The organism is Anabaena sp. UHCC 0187 (assembly GCF_009712035.1).
GTDB lineage: Bacteria > Cyanobacteriota > Cyanobacteriia > Cyanobacteriales > Nostocaceae > Dolichospermum.
The window spans coordinates 158644-173698 of sequence record NZ_VILB01000003.1 but is presented as its reverse complement, the minus strand read 5'-3'; the positions used below and the strand labels follow the sequence as shown (position 1 = coordinate 173698).

Below are 15055 nucleotides of genomic sequence, written 5' to 3'. Positions count from 1 at the left end.
TACAAGTCGGACGTATTCAGCCATAAACACCAGATTAAACAAGGGTTTATGGGATAATTATCTGGCATTTTGGGTAGATTTACGCAAACTGATCATTTCTACCCATATATTTACGTAAAACTGGTAAATTTGCATTTAGTACGCTTTTACTAATATGGGTTGCTAATTAATTACCGAGGACACAACAGCTTAAGTCCCATAACTATTAAAAATTCCATAGGAGTATCATCACGATGATTCATATATCTATTAATGAATGTAACTAATGTATTTGACGTTCTAGATTAGCTTCCATTGTACTGTCTAAAAAATGACCAGAGAGGATACCGCTTGTTAAGTAGTATTGATCATCATTAATTCGATGTAAGGTTTCAAAACCACTACGTCTTTGACGAAACCGAACGTCAGCAGAGCTATCTCCTAATACCCAATAACGCTGCACAATTGTATCTGGACAAATCCACCCTTCTCCTTCTACCTGTCCTAAAAGATTATGCTGGAGTAAAAAAGTATACTGGCGTTCACCTTCATGTAGTCGTCCCTTGTACTGAAAAGAAATTTCTGCGCGATCACTGTTAGGAAATGTTAATTTTGTGGCCATAGAGAACCAATTATCTCGATTCCAAACTACCAATGTCAAACCTTTCAAGGGAATTGGTGGACTATTACGCTCCAACCAACTACCTTGCATCACCCAACGTCCTGGTTCTAATAAAAAAGTATGACCCACCTGCTAAATTCCTTGTTTTAAGCCAGCAGAGTAAAATTTTAGAATTACGTATTACCATAGTCTTTTAAGAGAAAATTAGGAGAATATTGCCTTAATTAGCCATAATTACCATGAATTTCCCCTAAAAGCACCTCTTGAGACGCTCCTGTGACAGTAGGTAAGTTACCAGGAATACATAAGTTTCGCCAGTATCCTAAAACCGCAAAGGCGATCGCTTCTTTAAATGCGGCACTCAAGCCAAATTCATCCGTAGTTGAAACTGGCACTTTCCCCAACAATAACTCTAGCCGATTTTTTAAGTAAATATTACGACTACCACCACCACATAATAATACCTTATGTGGCATTCTTGGTAGAAAAGTGTCATAACTATGAACAATAGAAGCTGCCGTCAGTTCTGTTATGGTTGCTAAAAAATCTGCGGGATTAAGTTCGTAGACTGCGCTATCTTGTAAACACTGGTGTAAATAAGTAACACCAAATAACTCACGTCCAGTAGATTTAGGCGGTGGTAAATGGAAATATTCATGACCGAGCCATTGTGCTACCAACGGATAACATGGTGTACCACTGGCTGCCCAGTCGCCGTTCTCATCATAGCTTTTAGCCCCATTGGTAAAATGCTGTACGGCTAAATCCAGTAGGCTATTGCCGGGACCTGTATCCCAACCTCGAATTTGCGACAACCAATCATCACTACGGGCGGGGAGGTAGGTTACATTACCAATACCACCAATATTTTGAATACAACGTTCTTCCTGGGTATCACTGAGTAAATAAGCATCTACCCTAGGAACAAGGGGCGCACCATGACCATGAGCAGCAATATCCGCCGTTCGGAAATTACTGACAGTAGTAATACCAGTTAGATAGGCAATCAACGCCCCCCGGCCTAGTTGGAAACTATAACCTAATTCCCCCACTGCCTGGGGTGGACGATGATAAACAGTTTGACCATGAGAACCAATCAGAGTAGCTGCTTGATGACCAACTTGAATATTTTGAGCAGCTTGGGCAAAAGCGCGGGCAATGGCATCATCTACTGCTGCTAACTCTGCCATTGATACAGCAGTACCAGCCCCAAGTTGGAGAATCTGTTCTCTAAGTTGAGGGGTGTAGGGGTATGTTTCCCCTGAGAGTAATTCCACCTTTAGATCCAAATCCGTTCCAGAAATGTCTACTAACGCGGTATCTATCCCATCTACAGACGTACCACTCATTAAACCAATAACGCGAGTCGGTTGCATTGACTCAAATACTCTTATGGATTATCAATGGTAGTGTAATTCATACTATTACCCATGTCAAAAGAATACTTCTACTATTCCTAATGTCAAATTTGGGCAGAAATGCGATCGCGTCCCTGTTGTTTAGCATAGTACAGTTCTCTATCTGCACGAGCAACTAATTCTTCTGCACTATAACCTAGTAGTTTTTCAGCCCCTTGATTGAAAGATTGAATATTACCATTAATATCGGTGGAGATGATGGAAGTTAAAAAGTAACAAAAAAGAAATTATAAATATTTCTCCATTACATAATTTTTAAATTTTACTCCTCTCCGTTCTACTTCTTGTTCTTTTACTATATTAAATCCCCAATCTTGAAAAAATGGTTTTGCAGTAATACTTGCTTCTACATATAGCCGATCAATTAATCTTAATTTTGCAATATTTTCTATGTAAGTAAGCAGTTTTGAACCTATACCTTGTCTTTGATATTGACTATGACAATAAAAACAATCAATATGTCCATCGGCTTCTAATTCGGCAAAACCAACTATTTCACCATGATTTTCAGCAATATAAGGAAGTTTAGATTTTAACCTTTCCTGCCAAAATTCATAATCCATATTTTCACCAGTCCAAGCATTTACTTGTTCTTGAGTATAATCAAAAATATTGATTTGATGAACTGTGTCATAAAACAGTTTCATTATTGCCTTAGTATCAGATAACTGATATTCTCTAATTATCATATAGCGGTTCTCGGTTGAGTGAGATACAAGCTTGATACTTTTTCTGAAAACTAACTAATTTTGCTGACGATTAATCTCTTGTAAATCCAGAGCATAATTTAAGCGTAAAATATTTACCCCTGGTTCACCAAAAACTCCTAGAAATCTACCATCAAGATATTTATTAATTAAGGGAATAATATCATCTTCCTTGATACCCCGTGCCTGTGCTACTCTTTCTATTTGTTGTCTTGCTGCTTTCAAAGAAATATGGGGATCTAAACCAGAACCTGATGTATAAATCAAATCAGCTACAGGTTGTTTATTCTCATTCTCAAATTCTTCTACTTGCTTAAAAATGCGTTCCTTGAGTTCTGGATTAGTAGGAGCAAGATTACTACCTCCAGAAATACCAGTAGGTTGAGCTTTTCTACCTTGGCTATATCTGACAGCACTGGGACGACCATGAAAATAACGTTCTGATATAAATCCTTGACCAATCAAAGTTGAACCAATGGGTTGAGCATTAATATTTAACATAATGCTACCATTAGCTGAACCCGGAAAAATTGACTGACCTATTAGCAATATAAAAAGAGGATATATAATTGCTGTTAATAACCAAATTACCAGAATGATTCTGAAGGCTCTGATAGTTTCTTTAATAATAGACATAATTTAAGGTTGAATTTTATTTTAACTTGTGAATTATTAAAAGCGTTCTGGCTGAAAAATGACTATTAACAAATAGACTACTAACATCAAAGTAGTCAAACCCAAAATACCAATTGCCCAAGTAGAAACTTGATTTAAACTGATACTACTACTAGCATAAACCATGGGAGCAATAAAAAAAATCAAGCACATCACTATAAAAATGATGATCGGTAATTGATATTTAAACCAGGAGAATCTCATAAATGGGATCACTTTCATAAGGTAAGAGGTAAAAGGTAAGAGGCAAAAATTACCCATTACCTATTGATTTAATAATTTAAACTAAACCCACAAATGTAATCGTCATATCTATTAATTTAATCGCAATAAATGGTGCAATTACCCCACCTAAGCCATAAATTAAAATGTTTCGTTGCAGAAGTTGATTAGCTGTCAAAGGTCGAAACTGAATACCTTTTAATGCGAGGGGAATCAAAGCCGGAATAATTAAAGCATTATAAATCAATGCCGAAAGAATAGCCGAATTAACGCTATTCAACTTCATAATATTCAAGCTTTCTAGATTAGCAGCCGTAAAAAGCACCGGAATAATCGCAAAATATTTAGCAATATCATTAGCGATAGAAAACGTTGTCAATGCCCCACGGGTAATTAACAATTGCTTACCAATACTAACAATATCAATTAATTTGGTGGGATCAGAATCCAAATCCACCATATTCGCAGCTTCCTTAGCTGCTTGCGTTCCCGTATTCATAGCCACACCTACATTAGCCTGTGCTAAAGCGGGAGCATCATTAGTTCCATCCCCTGTCATGGCGACAATTTTACCCTCAGCCTGTTCCCGTTGAATCACACTGATTTTATCTTCTGGTGTAGCTTCAGCGATAAATTCATCTACTCCAGCTTCCTTGGCAATAACAGAAGCAGTAATCCGGTTATCTCCCGTGAGCATGATTGTCCGGACTCCCATGCGCCGCAGTTGGTCAAATCTTTCACGGATACCAGGTTTAACAATATCTTTGAGATAGATCACACCGTAAATTTCGTTATCGAGACAAACAGCTAAGGGTGTACCGCCTTGGTGAGAAACTTGTTCATAAGCAGCATTTAATTCTTCTGGTGTATCCCGTCCGTGACGGGAGAGGACAAAACCTCTAATTGCTTCTACTGCGCCTTTCCGTACTTCCCTGCCCCCAGGTAAATTAGTGCCACTCATGCGGGTTTTAGCGGAAAATTCTATCCCCTGTGCTTGCTTGCGCTCTAAATCGAAATTTGCACCTAACTTTTCTGCCAGTCGGACAATAGATTTACCTTCGGTTGTATCGTCAAAAATACTAGCTGCCAAAGCCACATTAGCAATTTCTGTCATTGAGTGGCCATTGATGGGGATAAACTCTTCTGCTAACCGGTTGCCCAGGGTAATTGTCCCGGTTTTATCAAGAACTAAGGTGTTGATATCTCCACAGGCTTCTATTGCCCTACCAGAGGTGGCAATGACGTTAAATTGAGCAACCCTATCCATACCTGCGATCCCGATGGTACTCAGCAAACCGCCAATGGTTGTGGGGATGAGTGCTACCAAGAGAGCAATGAGAACGGGTACACTAACAGGACTATTGACATAGTAGGCAAAGGCGGGAAGGGTTGCCACTACGAATAAAAATACTAAACTCAGAACTGCTAATAATACTGTTAAAGCAATTTCATTAGGTGTTTTAGTGCGTTCTGCACCTTCGACTAAGGCAATCATCCGGTCAATAAAGCCTTTACCTGGTTCAGCCGTGACGCGAATAATTAGTTCATCGGAAATAATGCGTGTACCACCTGTGACAGAACTGGCAACATCTGAACCAAATTCTTTGAGAACCGGGGCAGATTCTCCAGTAATTGCCGATTCATCCACGGAAGCGACACCCATGATCACTTCACCATCAGCGGGGATAATATCACCTGAGACTACATATATAGTATCTCCTCGGTTCAAGCTGGTGGCAGGAACTTCTGTAATTTTGCCATCAACGGTGATAGTTTTGGCGTTGGTGGCTGACTGGGTAGAACGTAAAGTGTCAGCTTGGGCTTTACCTCTTCCCTCCGCTAGGGCTTCAGCAAAGTTGCTAAATAAAACTGTGAATAATAAAATTCCCGTTAATAGTCCGTTAAAAAGATGGGGGTTTTTTTGATTTATTGGGCCAAATAATTCGGGATAAATGCTAACAAAGAAAGTGATGATTGTTCCCATCCATACCAAAAACATCACTGGATTTTTGATGGCAGATTGGGGATGCAGTTTCATAAAAGCGTCGCCAATTGCCCGAATATAGAGTCCTTTGTTCGTTACCCGTGCTTTTTTGCGTTTCTTGCGACGATAACGAGGACGGGAAGATTTAGAATTGGGGTTAGTTCCGTTTGAGTTCATATATAAGTAATTTTTTAGGAGTCAGGAGTCAGGAGAAAGAAAGAAGAAGAAAGAAGAAGAAAGAAGAGGAAAGAAGAGGAAAGAAGAAAGAAGAGGAAAATTATCTTCATCTTCTTAGTCCTATTCCCTCATTTTTTCTAACTACCAGAGGCGAGTTTCAAACCTTCGGCGATTGGTCCCAAAGCTAGAACGGGGAAGAATGTCAGAATTCCTAAAATTAGGGTGACACCAGCGGTAATCCCGGTAAATAGCAGAGAATCGGTTTTCAAAGTTCCCCGGCTTTCTGGACTAGCTTGTTTTTCAGACATACCATTAGCTAGAAGCAACAGGGCAATAATGGGGATGTAACGCCCTACCAAAATACTCACAGTTGTACTTAAGTTCCACCATAAAGTACCGTTATTCAATCCCTCTAAGCCAGAACCATTGTTGGCTGCGGCTGAGGCGTATTCATAAACTACTTGAGAAATCCCATGAAAACCTGGGTTACTAATTCCTGCCAGAGAGATGGGATGTGCTAAAGCGATGGCACTGGGAATTAAAACCATCATTGGGTGAATTAACAGCACTATACTAGCGAGAACAATTTCTCGTTTCTCAATTTTGCGCCCAAAAATTTCCGGTGTGCGCCCTACCATTAAACCAGTCAGAAAAACGGTAAAAATCAGGTAAATAAAGAGATAAGCCGTTCCTATTCCCTGTCCTCCCCAAATTATTTGTAAAAATAGGTTGAATAAGGTGGAAAATGTGCCATTGGGCATGAGGGAATCGTGCATTCCATTGACAGCACCGCACATGGTGGCGGTAGTTGTAATTGCCCATAATACGGTTTGCGCCCAGTCAAATCTAACTTCTTTGCCTTCTAAATTGGGTAATTCTAATCGCAAAGCATTGTTAATCAGAGGATTTCCTTGTAATTCTCCTGTGGCTGTAACGCCAATGAGAAGGACAAAGATGATAAACACCATCCAATATAGTAGCCAGGCTTGTTTGAGGTTGTTGGCAAATACTCCGTAGGTATAAATTAGGGAGGTGGGAATGGCCAACATGGCGATGATTTCTATTAAGTTAGAAGCACCATTGGGATTTTCAAAAGGATGAGCGGAATTAGCTGCAAAAAATCCGCCGCCATTTTCACCTAGCATTTTAATCATTTCCCAGGATGCCACTGGCCCTCTAGCTATATACTGAATTCTCCCTTCTAAGGTTTCTACTACTAGGGTTTTGGCTAAAGTTTGGGGTACACCGGAGATAATTAGAGCGATCGCTCCAATAATAGATAAAGGTAGTAATATCCTAGTGATAGCCTGGGTAAAGTCAACATAAAAATTCCCCAGTTTTCTCCCCGTCAACCCGCGAATAAAGGCAATTCCCACTACTAAACCACTAGCCGCAGACGTAAACATCAAAAAGCCTAAAGCTGATGTTTGGCTAAAATAACTAAAGGTATTCTCTGTGGCGTAATGTTGTTGGTCGGTATTCGTCAGGAAGGAAATAGTAGTATGTAATAATAAATCCCATCTCATTCTTCCCAGTCCATTGGGATTCCAGGGCAGAAATTTTTGATAATAGAGGAGAGCATAAACTATCACACCCATGACTGCGTTGCTGCATAGCAAGGCGCGGATATACTGCCAACCCGTCATATCATTTTTTTTACCCACACCCCCTAAAATATAAATTATTGCCTCTATTGGCTTCATCACAGGATCAAGGATTGTCCTTTCTCCCAAGAAAACGCGGGCTATGTATTTTCCTAGTATGGGCGTAATGAATACGACAATACATAGCGTTAAAGCAATTTGTAAAAAACCTTGACTCATGTAGTTTGTACTCTATTCAACTGAAGTTTTAGCCAGTCAACACTCAACAATAACGCCTAAATTAGTAGTAAATTGAATTTTTAGCGATTAGATAATTTTCATACCACATCAATTTATCCATCAGGTATTGTTTTATCTGATTCTAGTTAAATATTCTAGACAATATATTTTTAATTTATTTAACTGCACATCAGATTATAGTTTACTATTCTCTAAAAATATGCTTTTAATTCTAGTCCAGTATACGTAAGTATATATCATCATCTAGTGATTGGTATATTTTTAGATATAAATTTGCTAAGGGTAAATATATGATTTTGATTATAAGCTAATTAGCCCAACTGACGATGGACTTCAAATAAACAATCATTATATTGCTTGTCAACTTCCAGATTTGTAAATGCCCATGCTACTTTATATGGCTTTTGATATTCCCCTAAAATATTGATACGGTGACAAATATCAGGAATTTTGGTCAAATATCTGGAAGTTAAGGGGATATCACTAGCAAATATACCTTTAACTCGTTGTGTTGCCCCTGTGGTATATTTAATCATGATTGCTACACAGTAGGTATCTTCTGATGTATGCAGGACTTGAACTAACCCATCATGACTGATATTTACGAGATGATCAGGTAATTTCAAGGCTTGGCTAGTATCTAAGGGGATATTTTGAGTTTTCACATAGTCGAGAATTTCCTGATATTTTGCCAGTGCTACACGTTTTTTGTAAAAGTATTTAATCTCAAGAATTGAACTAAATATCCAATATACTACTTGTACCGATAGTAATATAAATCCGCTGAATATTCTTTGTAGTTTATACATTTTGTTATACCTTATATGTATGATTCACCTTTATAACCAATAGGTAGAGGATACGATGATATTATATTTCATCATAAACACTCGATATAATTAAACAATAATGCTTACCTACACGAAGTTTTTAAACGAGACACAACATGGATACTGAAAAACTCAAAATACAAATTGAAGAACAGAGAAACTTATTGACCACTGATAGGCTTGACGTGTCTTTTGGTGAAATAATGCGTCTGTATGAAGACAAAGAAATTGTTATCAAACCTGCGTTTCAAAGATATTTTCGCTGGGATGAAGAACAAAGGACGCGTTTTATTGAGTCTATACTGTTAGGCATTCCAATTCCTCCAATATTTGTAGCTGAAGATGGAAATGGGGTATGGGAATTAGTTGATGGACTTCAAAGAATTTCGACTGTACTTTCTTTTTTTGGAGTTTTGAGTAGTGATGATCAAGGTATTAGGGACAAAAATAATTGGGCTTTAACAGAAGGTGAAAAAGTTCAAGCTTTAGAAGGATTCACTTATGAAACAATACCAAATCAGTTTCGATTAAACATAAAGAGAGCTACTTGTAGAGTTGAAATTCTCAGATCGAATAGTGCTTATGATATGCGATTTGAACTGTTCAATAGGCTGAATACAGGTGGTTCTCCTTTGACTACGCAAGAGATTCGGAATTGTATTTACAGGGATATTTCACCCAAGTTTAATGATTTTCTCAAAGAGCTTGCTGCTAATCAGGATTTTCGTACATTAATTGATTTGAGTAATGAGCAATACGAGCAGTTATATGATGAAGAGTTAGCGTTGAGATTTATTTCTCTTTACCAAAATCTTAACAATGTCCGAACCAGTATTGCACAACACATGACTAAGTTTATGAAAGATGCGTTGGACAAAGAAAGTTTTGATTATGCACGATACAAACAAATATTTTCTGAAGTATTTGCTTTGCTGAAACCTTTAGGAAAAAAGATTTTTCGCCAGCAAGATGGAAACTTTGCAACGGCTCTTTATGATGTTATTACTATTGGTGTTGCAGAAAATTATGATTATTACAAATCTCAACAACAAAAAGTTATTTTGGATAAAATAAACGAAGAAGTACGCACAGATACCACTTTAAGAAAGTTCTCACGACAAGGAGGAAATAATCAAAAAGCTAGAATTATAAATCGGCTGACAGAAGCCAAGCGAATATTTGGAAATATAAAAAATAATGACCACTGATATAACTCTTTTAGAACAAGAAATAATGTCGGACATTGATGAAAGAGAAGAGTTAATGTCACGGGTAAGATTACTGTACATACGATACGGGTTTTCGGAACAAGATGAACACTTATTTCTTAACTATTCAATACCAATAGTTTATTCTATTTGGGAGGGTTTTGTTCAAACTTCTTTTCAAATATATATTCGAGAGTTGAATAAAGAGTTAACGAGATTAGAACTTAACATTGACAGTGTTTGCGAACCAATTCTGGTTTATCATATGGAATCTACATTCCGGCAATTTAAACAATATCCAAATCCTAAAAGTGACGAAGATAAGCCTAAAATAGTTAAAAAGAAGGTAGATTTTTTCAATGCTTTAGGACTGTTTTATAAATCCAATACTTTGCAAATTCATCCAAATATAAATACAGAAAGTAATGTTGGCTTTAATGTATTAAATAAAATATTGAATGACTTTAATTTAGCAAAAATACCTACACACGAAAATAATTATTCGTTGAAAGATGAACTCGGTAAATTACTACAGATTAGAAATGCAGTAGCTCATGGACAAAAAAGTTCTATAGTTGTAAATAGAGAAGATTTAGAAAGAGCAATTAAAGTAGTTGATAAACTTATGGATTTAGTGTTTGAGAGAATTAAAACTGGATTTATAGAAAAGTCTTATCTCAAATAGTAAATATTTTATTTAATGTATTTATTTATAATTATATTATTTTCTTAATGATTAATAATTCTACAATCTTCTCCTTCTTCTCCGGTTCAGGATTCCTCGATTTAGGCTTTGAAACTAGCGGCTATAACATCGCTTACGTCAACGAAATATTCCCTCCATTCATGTCCGCATATCGCTATTCACGGGAAAAACTCAACCTCCCCCAACCTGAATATGGATATCATGAAGGTGAAGCCGCAGACGTAAGCAAATTAATAACAGGAACACCAGCACAACAATTAAATGAATTAGTCAAAAATTCACGAAAATCAAATAATATAATAGGCTTTATTGGTGGTCCACCCTGTCCTGATTTTTCGGTTGGTGGCAAAAACAAAGGACATTTAGGCGATAATGGTAAACTCTCATCTGCTTATATTGAATTAATTTGTCAAAATCTACCCGATTTCTTTTTATTTGAAAATGTCAAAGGTTTGTGGAGAACCACAAAACACCGTTTATTTTTTGAAGAACTAAAAATCAAATTACAACAAGCAGGTTATATCTTAACAGAAAAGTTAATTAATTCTATTGAATATGGTGTCCCTCAAGATAGAGAAAGAATTATTTTAATAGGCTTTAAAGATAATTTTCTCAAAGACATAAAAATCAAAGATGAATTTACCTTTCCTTGGGAAAAACATATTTTATATCCTCAAAATCAAGTATTTGCTTATCCTTGGCATAAATGCGAACCATTTCAAGAAGATTCCATAATTCCTTGTCCTGAAAATATTCCTCAACAACTCACTGTTGAATATTGGTTTAGAAAAAATAACGTTCTTAACCATCCCAATGCTAAACATCATTTTCAACCAAGAGCAGGTAAAATTAAATTTGCTACTATTGAAGAAGGAGATGATTCCAAAAAATCATTTAAACGTCTGCACCGGTGGCGTTATTCTCCCACAGCTTGCTATGGTAATAATGAAGTCCATTTACATCCTTACAAAATTAGACGTATTTCTGTAGCAGAAGCCTTAGCAATTCAATCCTTACCTGAAGATTTTTCACTTCCAGAAAATATGTCACTTACGAATATGTTTAAAACCGTTGGCAATGGAGTTCCATACTTAGCCTCAAAAGCATTAGCACAAACTATTCTTGACTTTTTAAACACTGGTTCGCAAGATTAAGATCCCCGACTTCTCAAAGAAGTCGAGGATATGGGGATATTGTGGTTTAATATATAAGAAATACTTTAATTTTCATCAAGTTTAATAAACTCTACACCAAAAGAAAAACAATGGCAGCAGACTATCCAAACATTGATATTGCGCCATTTATTGACCACTCTCTGCTATTACCAATTGCCACCCCAGAGCAGATTAGTCAATGGTGCGACGAAGCATATAGATATAACTTTGCAGCAGTTTGTGTGAATCCTTGTTATGTCAAGCAAGTAGCAGAGCTACTATATAAAAAAAATCCTCAAGTTTGTACAGTCATTGGTTTTCCCAATGGTGCAAACACTTCAGCAGTGAAGTTATATGAAGCCAAAGAAGCAGTAGACAATGGTGCTACTGAGTTGGATGTAGTTATTAACATAGGCTGGTTAAAAGCCGGGAAAACCGAGGAAGTTCACCGGGAAATTGCCACAATTTGCGAAGAAGCCGGACAACCTGTCAAGGTAATTTTAGAAACTAGCCTCCTCACGGATACAGAGAAACAACTAGCTGCGGAACTAGCTATGGATGCCGGTGCAGCATTCTTAAAAACCAGTACAGGTTGGAATGGTGGCGCAACTGTAGCAGATGTTAAGCTTTTAAAAGAGATAGCAAAGGATCGGGTAGGAATCAAAGCATCAGGAGGCATTCGCACTCACAACGATGCCTTAGATTTAATTATGGCTGGTGCGACTAGATTAGGCACATCTCGTGGTGTGGATTTACTTCGTCAACGCCATAACCCAGAAAAAGAAAAGAGTGAGTAGTCAGTTGTTAGTTGTCCTTTGTCAGTTGTTTTTTCTTCACTACTGACCACTGACCACTGACAACTGACCACTAACAACTGACAACGGACTAAAAATGAGTAAAACCTATAAAGCAACTGGCATTAATCTCAAAGCGCAAGCACTGGGTGAATCTGATAAAATAGTTACAATTTTAACTCAAGAATTTGGGCTAATTCGGGCAGTTGCCACGGGAGCGCGAAAACAAAACTCCAGCTTGGGCGGGAGAATGGGGATGTTTGTCGTCAATGAATTACTAATTTCCCAAGGTAGAAATCTCGATAGAATTACCCAAGCTGAAACTATAAAAACTTATCCGGGTTTATCTAAAGATTTAGGTAAATTAGCTGCTAGTCAATATTTAGCTGAAATAGTCTTATGTCAAGCGTTAAGCGAACTTCCCCAAATAGAACTTTATGAGTTATTGAATGAACAGCTTCAACGCCTAAATGATATACCCAAAACTGAAATAAAATGTGTAGTTGCGAATTTAGTCCAAGGTGTATTTCAGCTTTTAACCTTAGCAGGAATCACCCCACAAGTAGAGTCTTGTTGTTTAACTCAACGGCTTTTAACTCCAGATTGGACAAATCCCCATTGGCAAGTGGGATTTAGTATTCCTTCTGGTGGGATAATTTGTTTAGATGCCTGGAAAAGCTTGCGAAAAGAAATAGAGCAGGAAAAACGGGAAAATAGGGAAACGGAGGAAACAACAAAGAAAAGTGTTCCCAATCCCCAAACCTGTGCCTCTAACCCTAGCTATGAAACAGTTTTTCATCAGCAGGAGTTACCAATTATTTCTCGTCGGTTGAATGGGAAACAACTGGTTATGCTTCAACATCTGTCGGAAACAGAGATAATACAAATAGATGCAGCTTCAGATTCTGGATGGTTAGCTGTTGAGCAAGTTTTGCGCCAGTATACCCAGTATCATTTAGGACAACCTATTCGCTCTGCCACTTTGATTGACTCCTATTTTGCCACCAACCATGATGCAATCGTCTGATTTAGATAGAAAAAGCCGAACTCACTCACCTAGCGACGCTAAAAAAAAGCATAAAGCATCAGATCATAATGTTGCTTCTTCACCTAAAGTTAGTCATATTCATAGTCCAGAAATGTCACTAAAGGAGGTTTCTGAAAATGGGAATTGCACCTCAGAGATTCCCTTGACTGACACCCCCAAACCATCAGAAAATCCGCAGACAAACGGTAAAACTAATAGTGTTGAGGAAAATGTCCCAGCCATAACGGAATTAACACCGGAAACACAGCCATTAATAGATGCTGATTCTGGGGATACAACTTCAGAGAATCATCAACAGGCAGGTTTTTTACCTGTATTGAAAAATCCGAATTTTCTCGCTCTTTGGGCAGGTCAAGTTTTCTGTCAATTAGCTGATAAAGTTTATTTAGTATTGATGATTGCTTTGATTAATAGCCAATTTCAAGCTAGTGATCAAAGTATTAGTGGTTGGGTTTCCGCTTTAATGATGGCCTTTACAATTCCCGCTGTATTATTTGGTTCTGTCGCTGGGGTATTTGTAGATCGTTGGTCAAAAAAAGTTGTTTTAGTAGCATCAAATATTTGGCGCGGTATTCTGGTTTTACTCGTCCCTTCGCTGTTATGGTTAACCCAAGATTGGCAGCCTGTGGGAGTTTTACCCGTGGGTTTTTTGATTATTTTAGGGGTGACTTTTTTGGTTTCTACCTTAACACAATTTTTCGCACCGGCGGAACAATCTGCTATTCCTTTAATAGTCAAAGAACAGGATTTGCTTTCAGCTAATTCTCTCTATACAACGACAATGATGGCTTCGGTGATTGTGGGTTTTGCCGTAGGAGAACCTGTTTTGGCCTTAGCAGATGGACTCTGGACGCAATTAGGTGGTAGTGGGGGATTGGGGAAAGAAATTTTGGTCGGTGGTAGTTATGCGATCGCTGGGTTAATATTATTCTTACTCCAAACTAACGAAAAACCTCATCCCCCAGAAACAGAATTTCCTCATGTTTTCTCCGACTTGCGCGACGGGTTACGTTATCTCCAAGAAAATCATCGTATCCGCAATGCTTTATTACAACTAATTATCTTATTTTCTGTCTTTGCAGCCCTGACTGTGCTTGCAGTTCGCATGGCAGAAATTATTCCGAATATGAAAGCTTCTCAATTCGGCTTTTTACTAGCGTCTGCTGGTGTGGGTGTTGCTATGGGGGCGACAATTCTCGGTCAATTTGGACAACGCTTTTCCTATAAACAACTCAGTTTTTGGGGTTGTCTAGGTATGGCAGCATCTTTAATTGGTTTATCATTGTTTACAACTCAACTATTGCCAGTGCTATTCTTCATAGCTTTAGTGGGAGTATTTGGGGCTTTAGTGGGTATACCCATGCAAACTGCAATCCAAACCGAAACACCCGCAGCTATGCGAGGTAAAGTATTTGGACTGCAAAATAATGTGATTAATATTGCCCTTACTCTACCTCTAGCTTTAGCTGGTGTAGCTGAAACTTTTATCGGCTTAAAAGCAGTATTTTTTGCCTTAGCTGCCATTGTCTTAGTTGGCGGTCTCTTTACCTGGTATAATTCTGGTGAATCCTCAAATGGCAAATAGCCAAAAACTGCATCAAACTATTGGGTTTCGTGCTAAACTTAATCCAGCAAGATGCAAAATACTTGCTGGAGAAAAACTAAGTAATCAGCATATTAAGTTGTA

General features: G+C 37.8%; 15 protein-coding genes. 6 read left to right on the top strand and 9 right to left on the bottom strand.

Features of this window, described 5'->3' with window-relative positions:
• Positions 1-262: 262 nt before the first annotated feature.
• From FJR11_RS03355 to FJR11_RS03315, 9 genes are all read right to left on the bottom strand, one after another.
• Complete coding sequence (locus FJR11_RS03355; protein WP_168502304.1) at positions 263-730, bottom strand: hypothetical protein; 468 nt, start codon at positions 728-730, stop codon at positions 263-265.
• A gap of 95 nt (positions 731-825) precedes the next feature.
• A complete protein-coding gene (locus FJR11_RS03350) occupies positions 826-1977 on the bottom strand; it encodes an anhydro-N-acetylmuramic acid kinase (RefSeq protein WP_168502303.1) in 1152 nt (383 codons plus the stop codon).
• 86 nt (positions 1978-2063) lie between these two features.
• Positions 2064-2216 carry a PAS domain S-box protein gene (locus tag FJR11_RS23845; RefSeq protein WP_371417445.1) on the bottom strand — a complete coding sequence of 51 codons (153 nt, stop codon included), beginning with the start codon at positions 2214-2216 and terminating at the stop codon, positions 2064-2066.
• 30 nt (positions 2217-2246) lie between these two features.
• On the bottom strand, positions 2247-2708 hold the full coding sequence (locus FJR11_RS03340) for a GNAT family N-acetyltransferase (RefSeq protein ID WP_168502302.1): 462 nt from the start codon (positions 2706-2708) through the stop codon (positions 2247-2249).
• 54 nt (positions 2709-2762) lie between these two features.
• Complete coding sequence (gene kdpC, locus FJR11_RS03335; RefSeq protein WP_168502301.1) at positions 2763-3362, bottom strand: K(+)-transporting ATPase subunit C; 600 nt, start codon at positions 3360-3362, stop codon at positions 2763-2765.
• A gap of 36 nt (positions 3363-3398) precedes the next feature.
• Positions 3399-3548, bottom strand: a complete 150-nt coding sequence (locus FJR11_RS23465) for a potassium-transporting ATPase subunit F (protein ID WP_254444670.1) — start codon at positions 3546-3548, stop codon at positions 3399-3401.
• A 133-nt stretch (positions 3549-3681) separates the two neighbouring features.
• Complete coding sequence (kdpB, locus tag FJR11_RS03325) at positions 3682-5784, bottom strand: potassium-transporting ATPase subunit KdpB (protein WP_168502299.1); 2103 nt, start codon at positions 5782-5784, stop codon at positions 3682-3684.
• A gap of 137 nt (positions 5785-5921) precedes the next feature.
• Positions 5922-7607 carry a potassium-transporting ATPase subunit KdpA gene (gene kdpA / locus FJR11_RS03320; RefSeq protein WP_168502298.1) on the bottom strand — a complete coding sequence of 562 codons (1686 nt, stop codon included), beginning with the start codon at positions 7605-7607 and terminating at the stop codon, positions 5922-5924.
• A 332-nt stretch (positions 7608-7939) separates the two neighbouring features.
• Positions 7940-8437 carry a hypothetical protein gene (locus tag FJR11_RS03315; protein ID WP_168502297.1) on the bottom strand — a complete coding sequence of 166 codons (498 nt, stop codon included), beginning with the start codon at positions 8435-8437 and terminating at the stop codon, positions 7940-7942.
• A 137-nt stretch (positions 8438-8574) separates the two neighbouring features.
• On the opposite strand from FJR11_RS03315, the gene FJR11_RS03310 reads away from it, so the two are divergent.
• From FJR11_RS03310 to FJR11_RS03285, 6 genes are all read left to right on the top strand, one after another.
• Positions 8575-9666 carry a DUF262 domain-containing protein gene (locus tag FJR11_RS03310; RefSeq protein WP_168502296.1) on the top strand — a complete coding sequence of 364 codons (1092 nt, stop codon included), beginning with the start codon at positions 8575-8577 and terminating at the stop codon, positions 9664-9666.
• Positions 9656-10351 (top strand): MAE_28990/MAE_18760 family HEPN-like nuclease, encoded by a 696-nt coding sequence (locus FJR11_RS03305; protein WP_168502295.1) that lies wholly within the window; start codon positions 9656-9658, stop codon positions 10349-10351. Before FJR11_RS03310 ends, FJR11_RS03305 begins: the two co-directional genes overlap by 11 nt.
• 47 nt (positions 10352-10398) lie before the next feature.
• Positions 10399-11526 (top strand): DNA cytosine methyltransferase, encoded by a 1128-nt coding sequence (locus tag FJR11_RS03300; RefSeq protein WP_168502294.1) that lies wholly within the window; start codon positions 10399-10401, stop codon positions 11524-11526.
• A 110-nt stretch (positions 11527-11636) separates the two neighbouring features.
• Positions 11637-12323, top strand: a complete 687-nt coding sequence (deoC, locus tag FJR11_RS03295; RefSeq protein WP_168502293.1) for a deoxyribose-phosphate aldolase — start codon at positions 11637-11639, stop codon at positions 12321-12323.
• A gap of 94 nt (positions 12324-12417) precedes the next feature.
• Positions 12418-13347, top strand: coding sequence for a DNA repair protein RecO (recO, locus tag FJR11_RS03290; RefSeq protein WP_168502292.1), 930 nt, complete (start codon positions 12418-12420; stop codon positions 13345-13347).
• A complete protein-coding gene (locus FJR11_RS03285; protein ID WP_168502291.1) occupies positions 13331-14953 on the top strand; it encodes an MFS transporter in 1623 nt (540 codons plus the stop codon). Before recO ends, FJR11_RS03285 begins: the two co-directional genes overlap by 17 nt.
• The last annotated feature ends 102 nt before the right edge of the window (positions 14954-15055 follow it).

Coding starts and splice junctions, on each gene's coding strand:
- kdpB (WP_168502299.1), bottom strand. CDS start 5,784: ATGAACTCAAACGGAACTAACCCCAATTCTAAATCTTCCCGTCCTCGT.
- kdpA (WP_168502298.1), bottom strand. CDS start 7,607: ATGAGTCAAGGTTTTTTACAAATTGCTTTAACGCTATGTATTGTCGTA.
- recO (WP_168502292.1), top strand. CDS start 12,418: ATGAGTAAAACCTATAAAGCAACTGGCATTAATCTCAAAGCGCAAGCA.
- FJR11_RS03350 (WP_168502303.1), bottom strand. CDS start 1,977: ATGCAACCGACTCGCGTTATTGGTTTAATGAGTGGTACGTCTGTAGAT.
- FJR11_RS03310 (WP_168502296.1), top strand. CDS start 8,575: ATGGATACTGAAAAACTCAAAATACAAATTGAAGAACAGAGAAACTTA.
- FJR11_RS03315 (WP_168502297.1), bottom strand. CDS start 8,437: ATGTATAAACTACAAAGAATATTCAGCGGATTTATATTACTATCGGTA.
- FJR11_RS03305 (WP_168502295.1), top strand. CDS start 9,656: ATGACCACTGATATAACTCTTTTAGAACAAGAAATAATGTCGGACATT.
- kdpC (WP_168502301.1), bottom strand. CDS start 3,362: ATGTCTATTATTAAAGAAACTATCAGAGCCTTCAGAATCATTCTGGTA.
- FJR11_RS03300 (WP_168502294.1), top strand. CDS start 10,399: ATGATTAATAATTCTACAATCTTCTCCTTCTTCTCCGGTTCAGGATTC.
- deoC (WP_168502293.1), top strand. CDS start 11,637: ATGGCAGCAGACTATCCAAACATTGATATTGCGCCATTTATTGACCAC.
- FJR11_RS03285 (WP_168502291.1), top strand. CDS start 13,331: ATGATGCAATCGTCTGATTTAGATAGAAAAAGCCGAACTCACTCACCT.
- FJR11_RS03340 (WP_168502302.1), bottom strand. CDS start 2,708: ATGATAATTAGAGAATATCAGTTATCTGATACTAAGGCAATAATGAAA.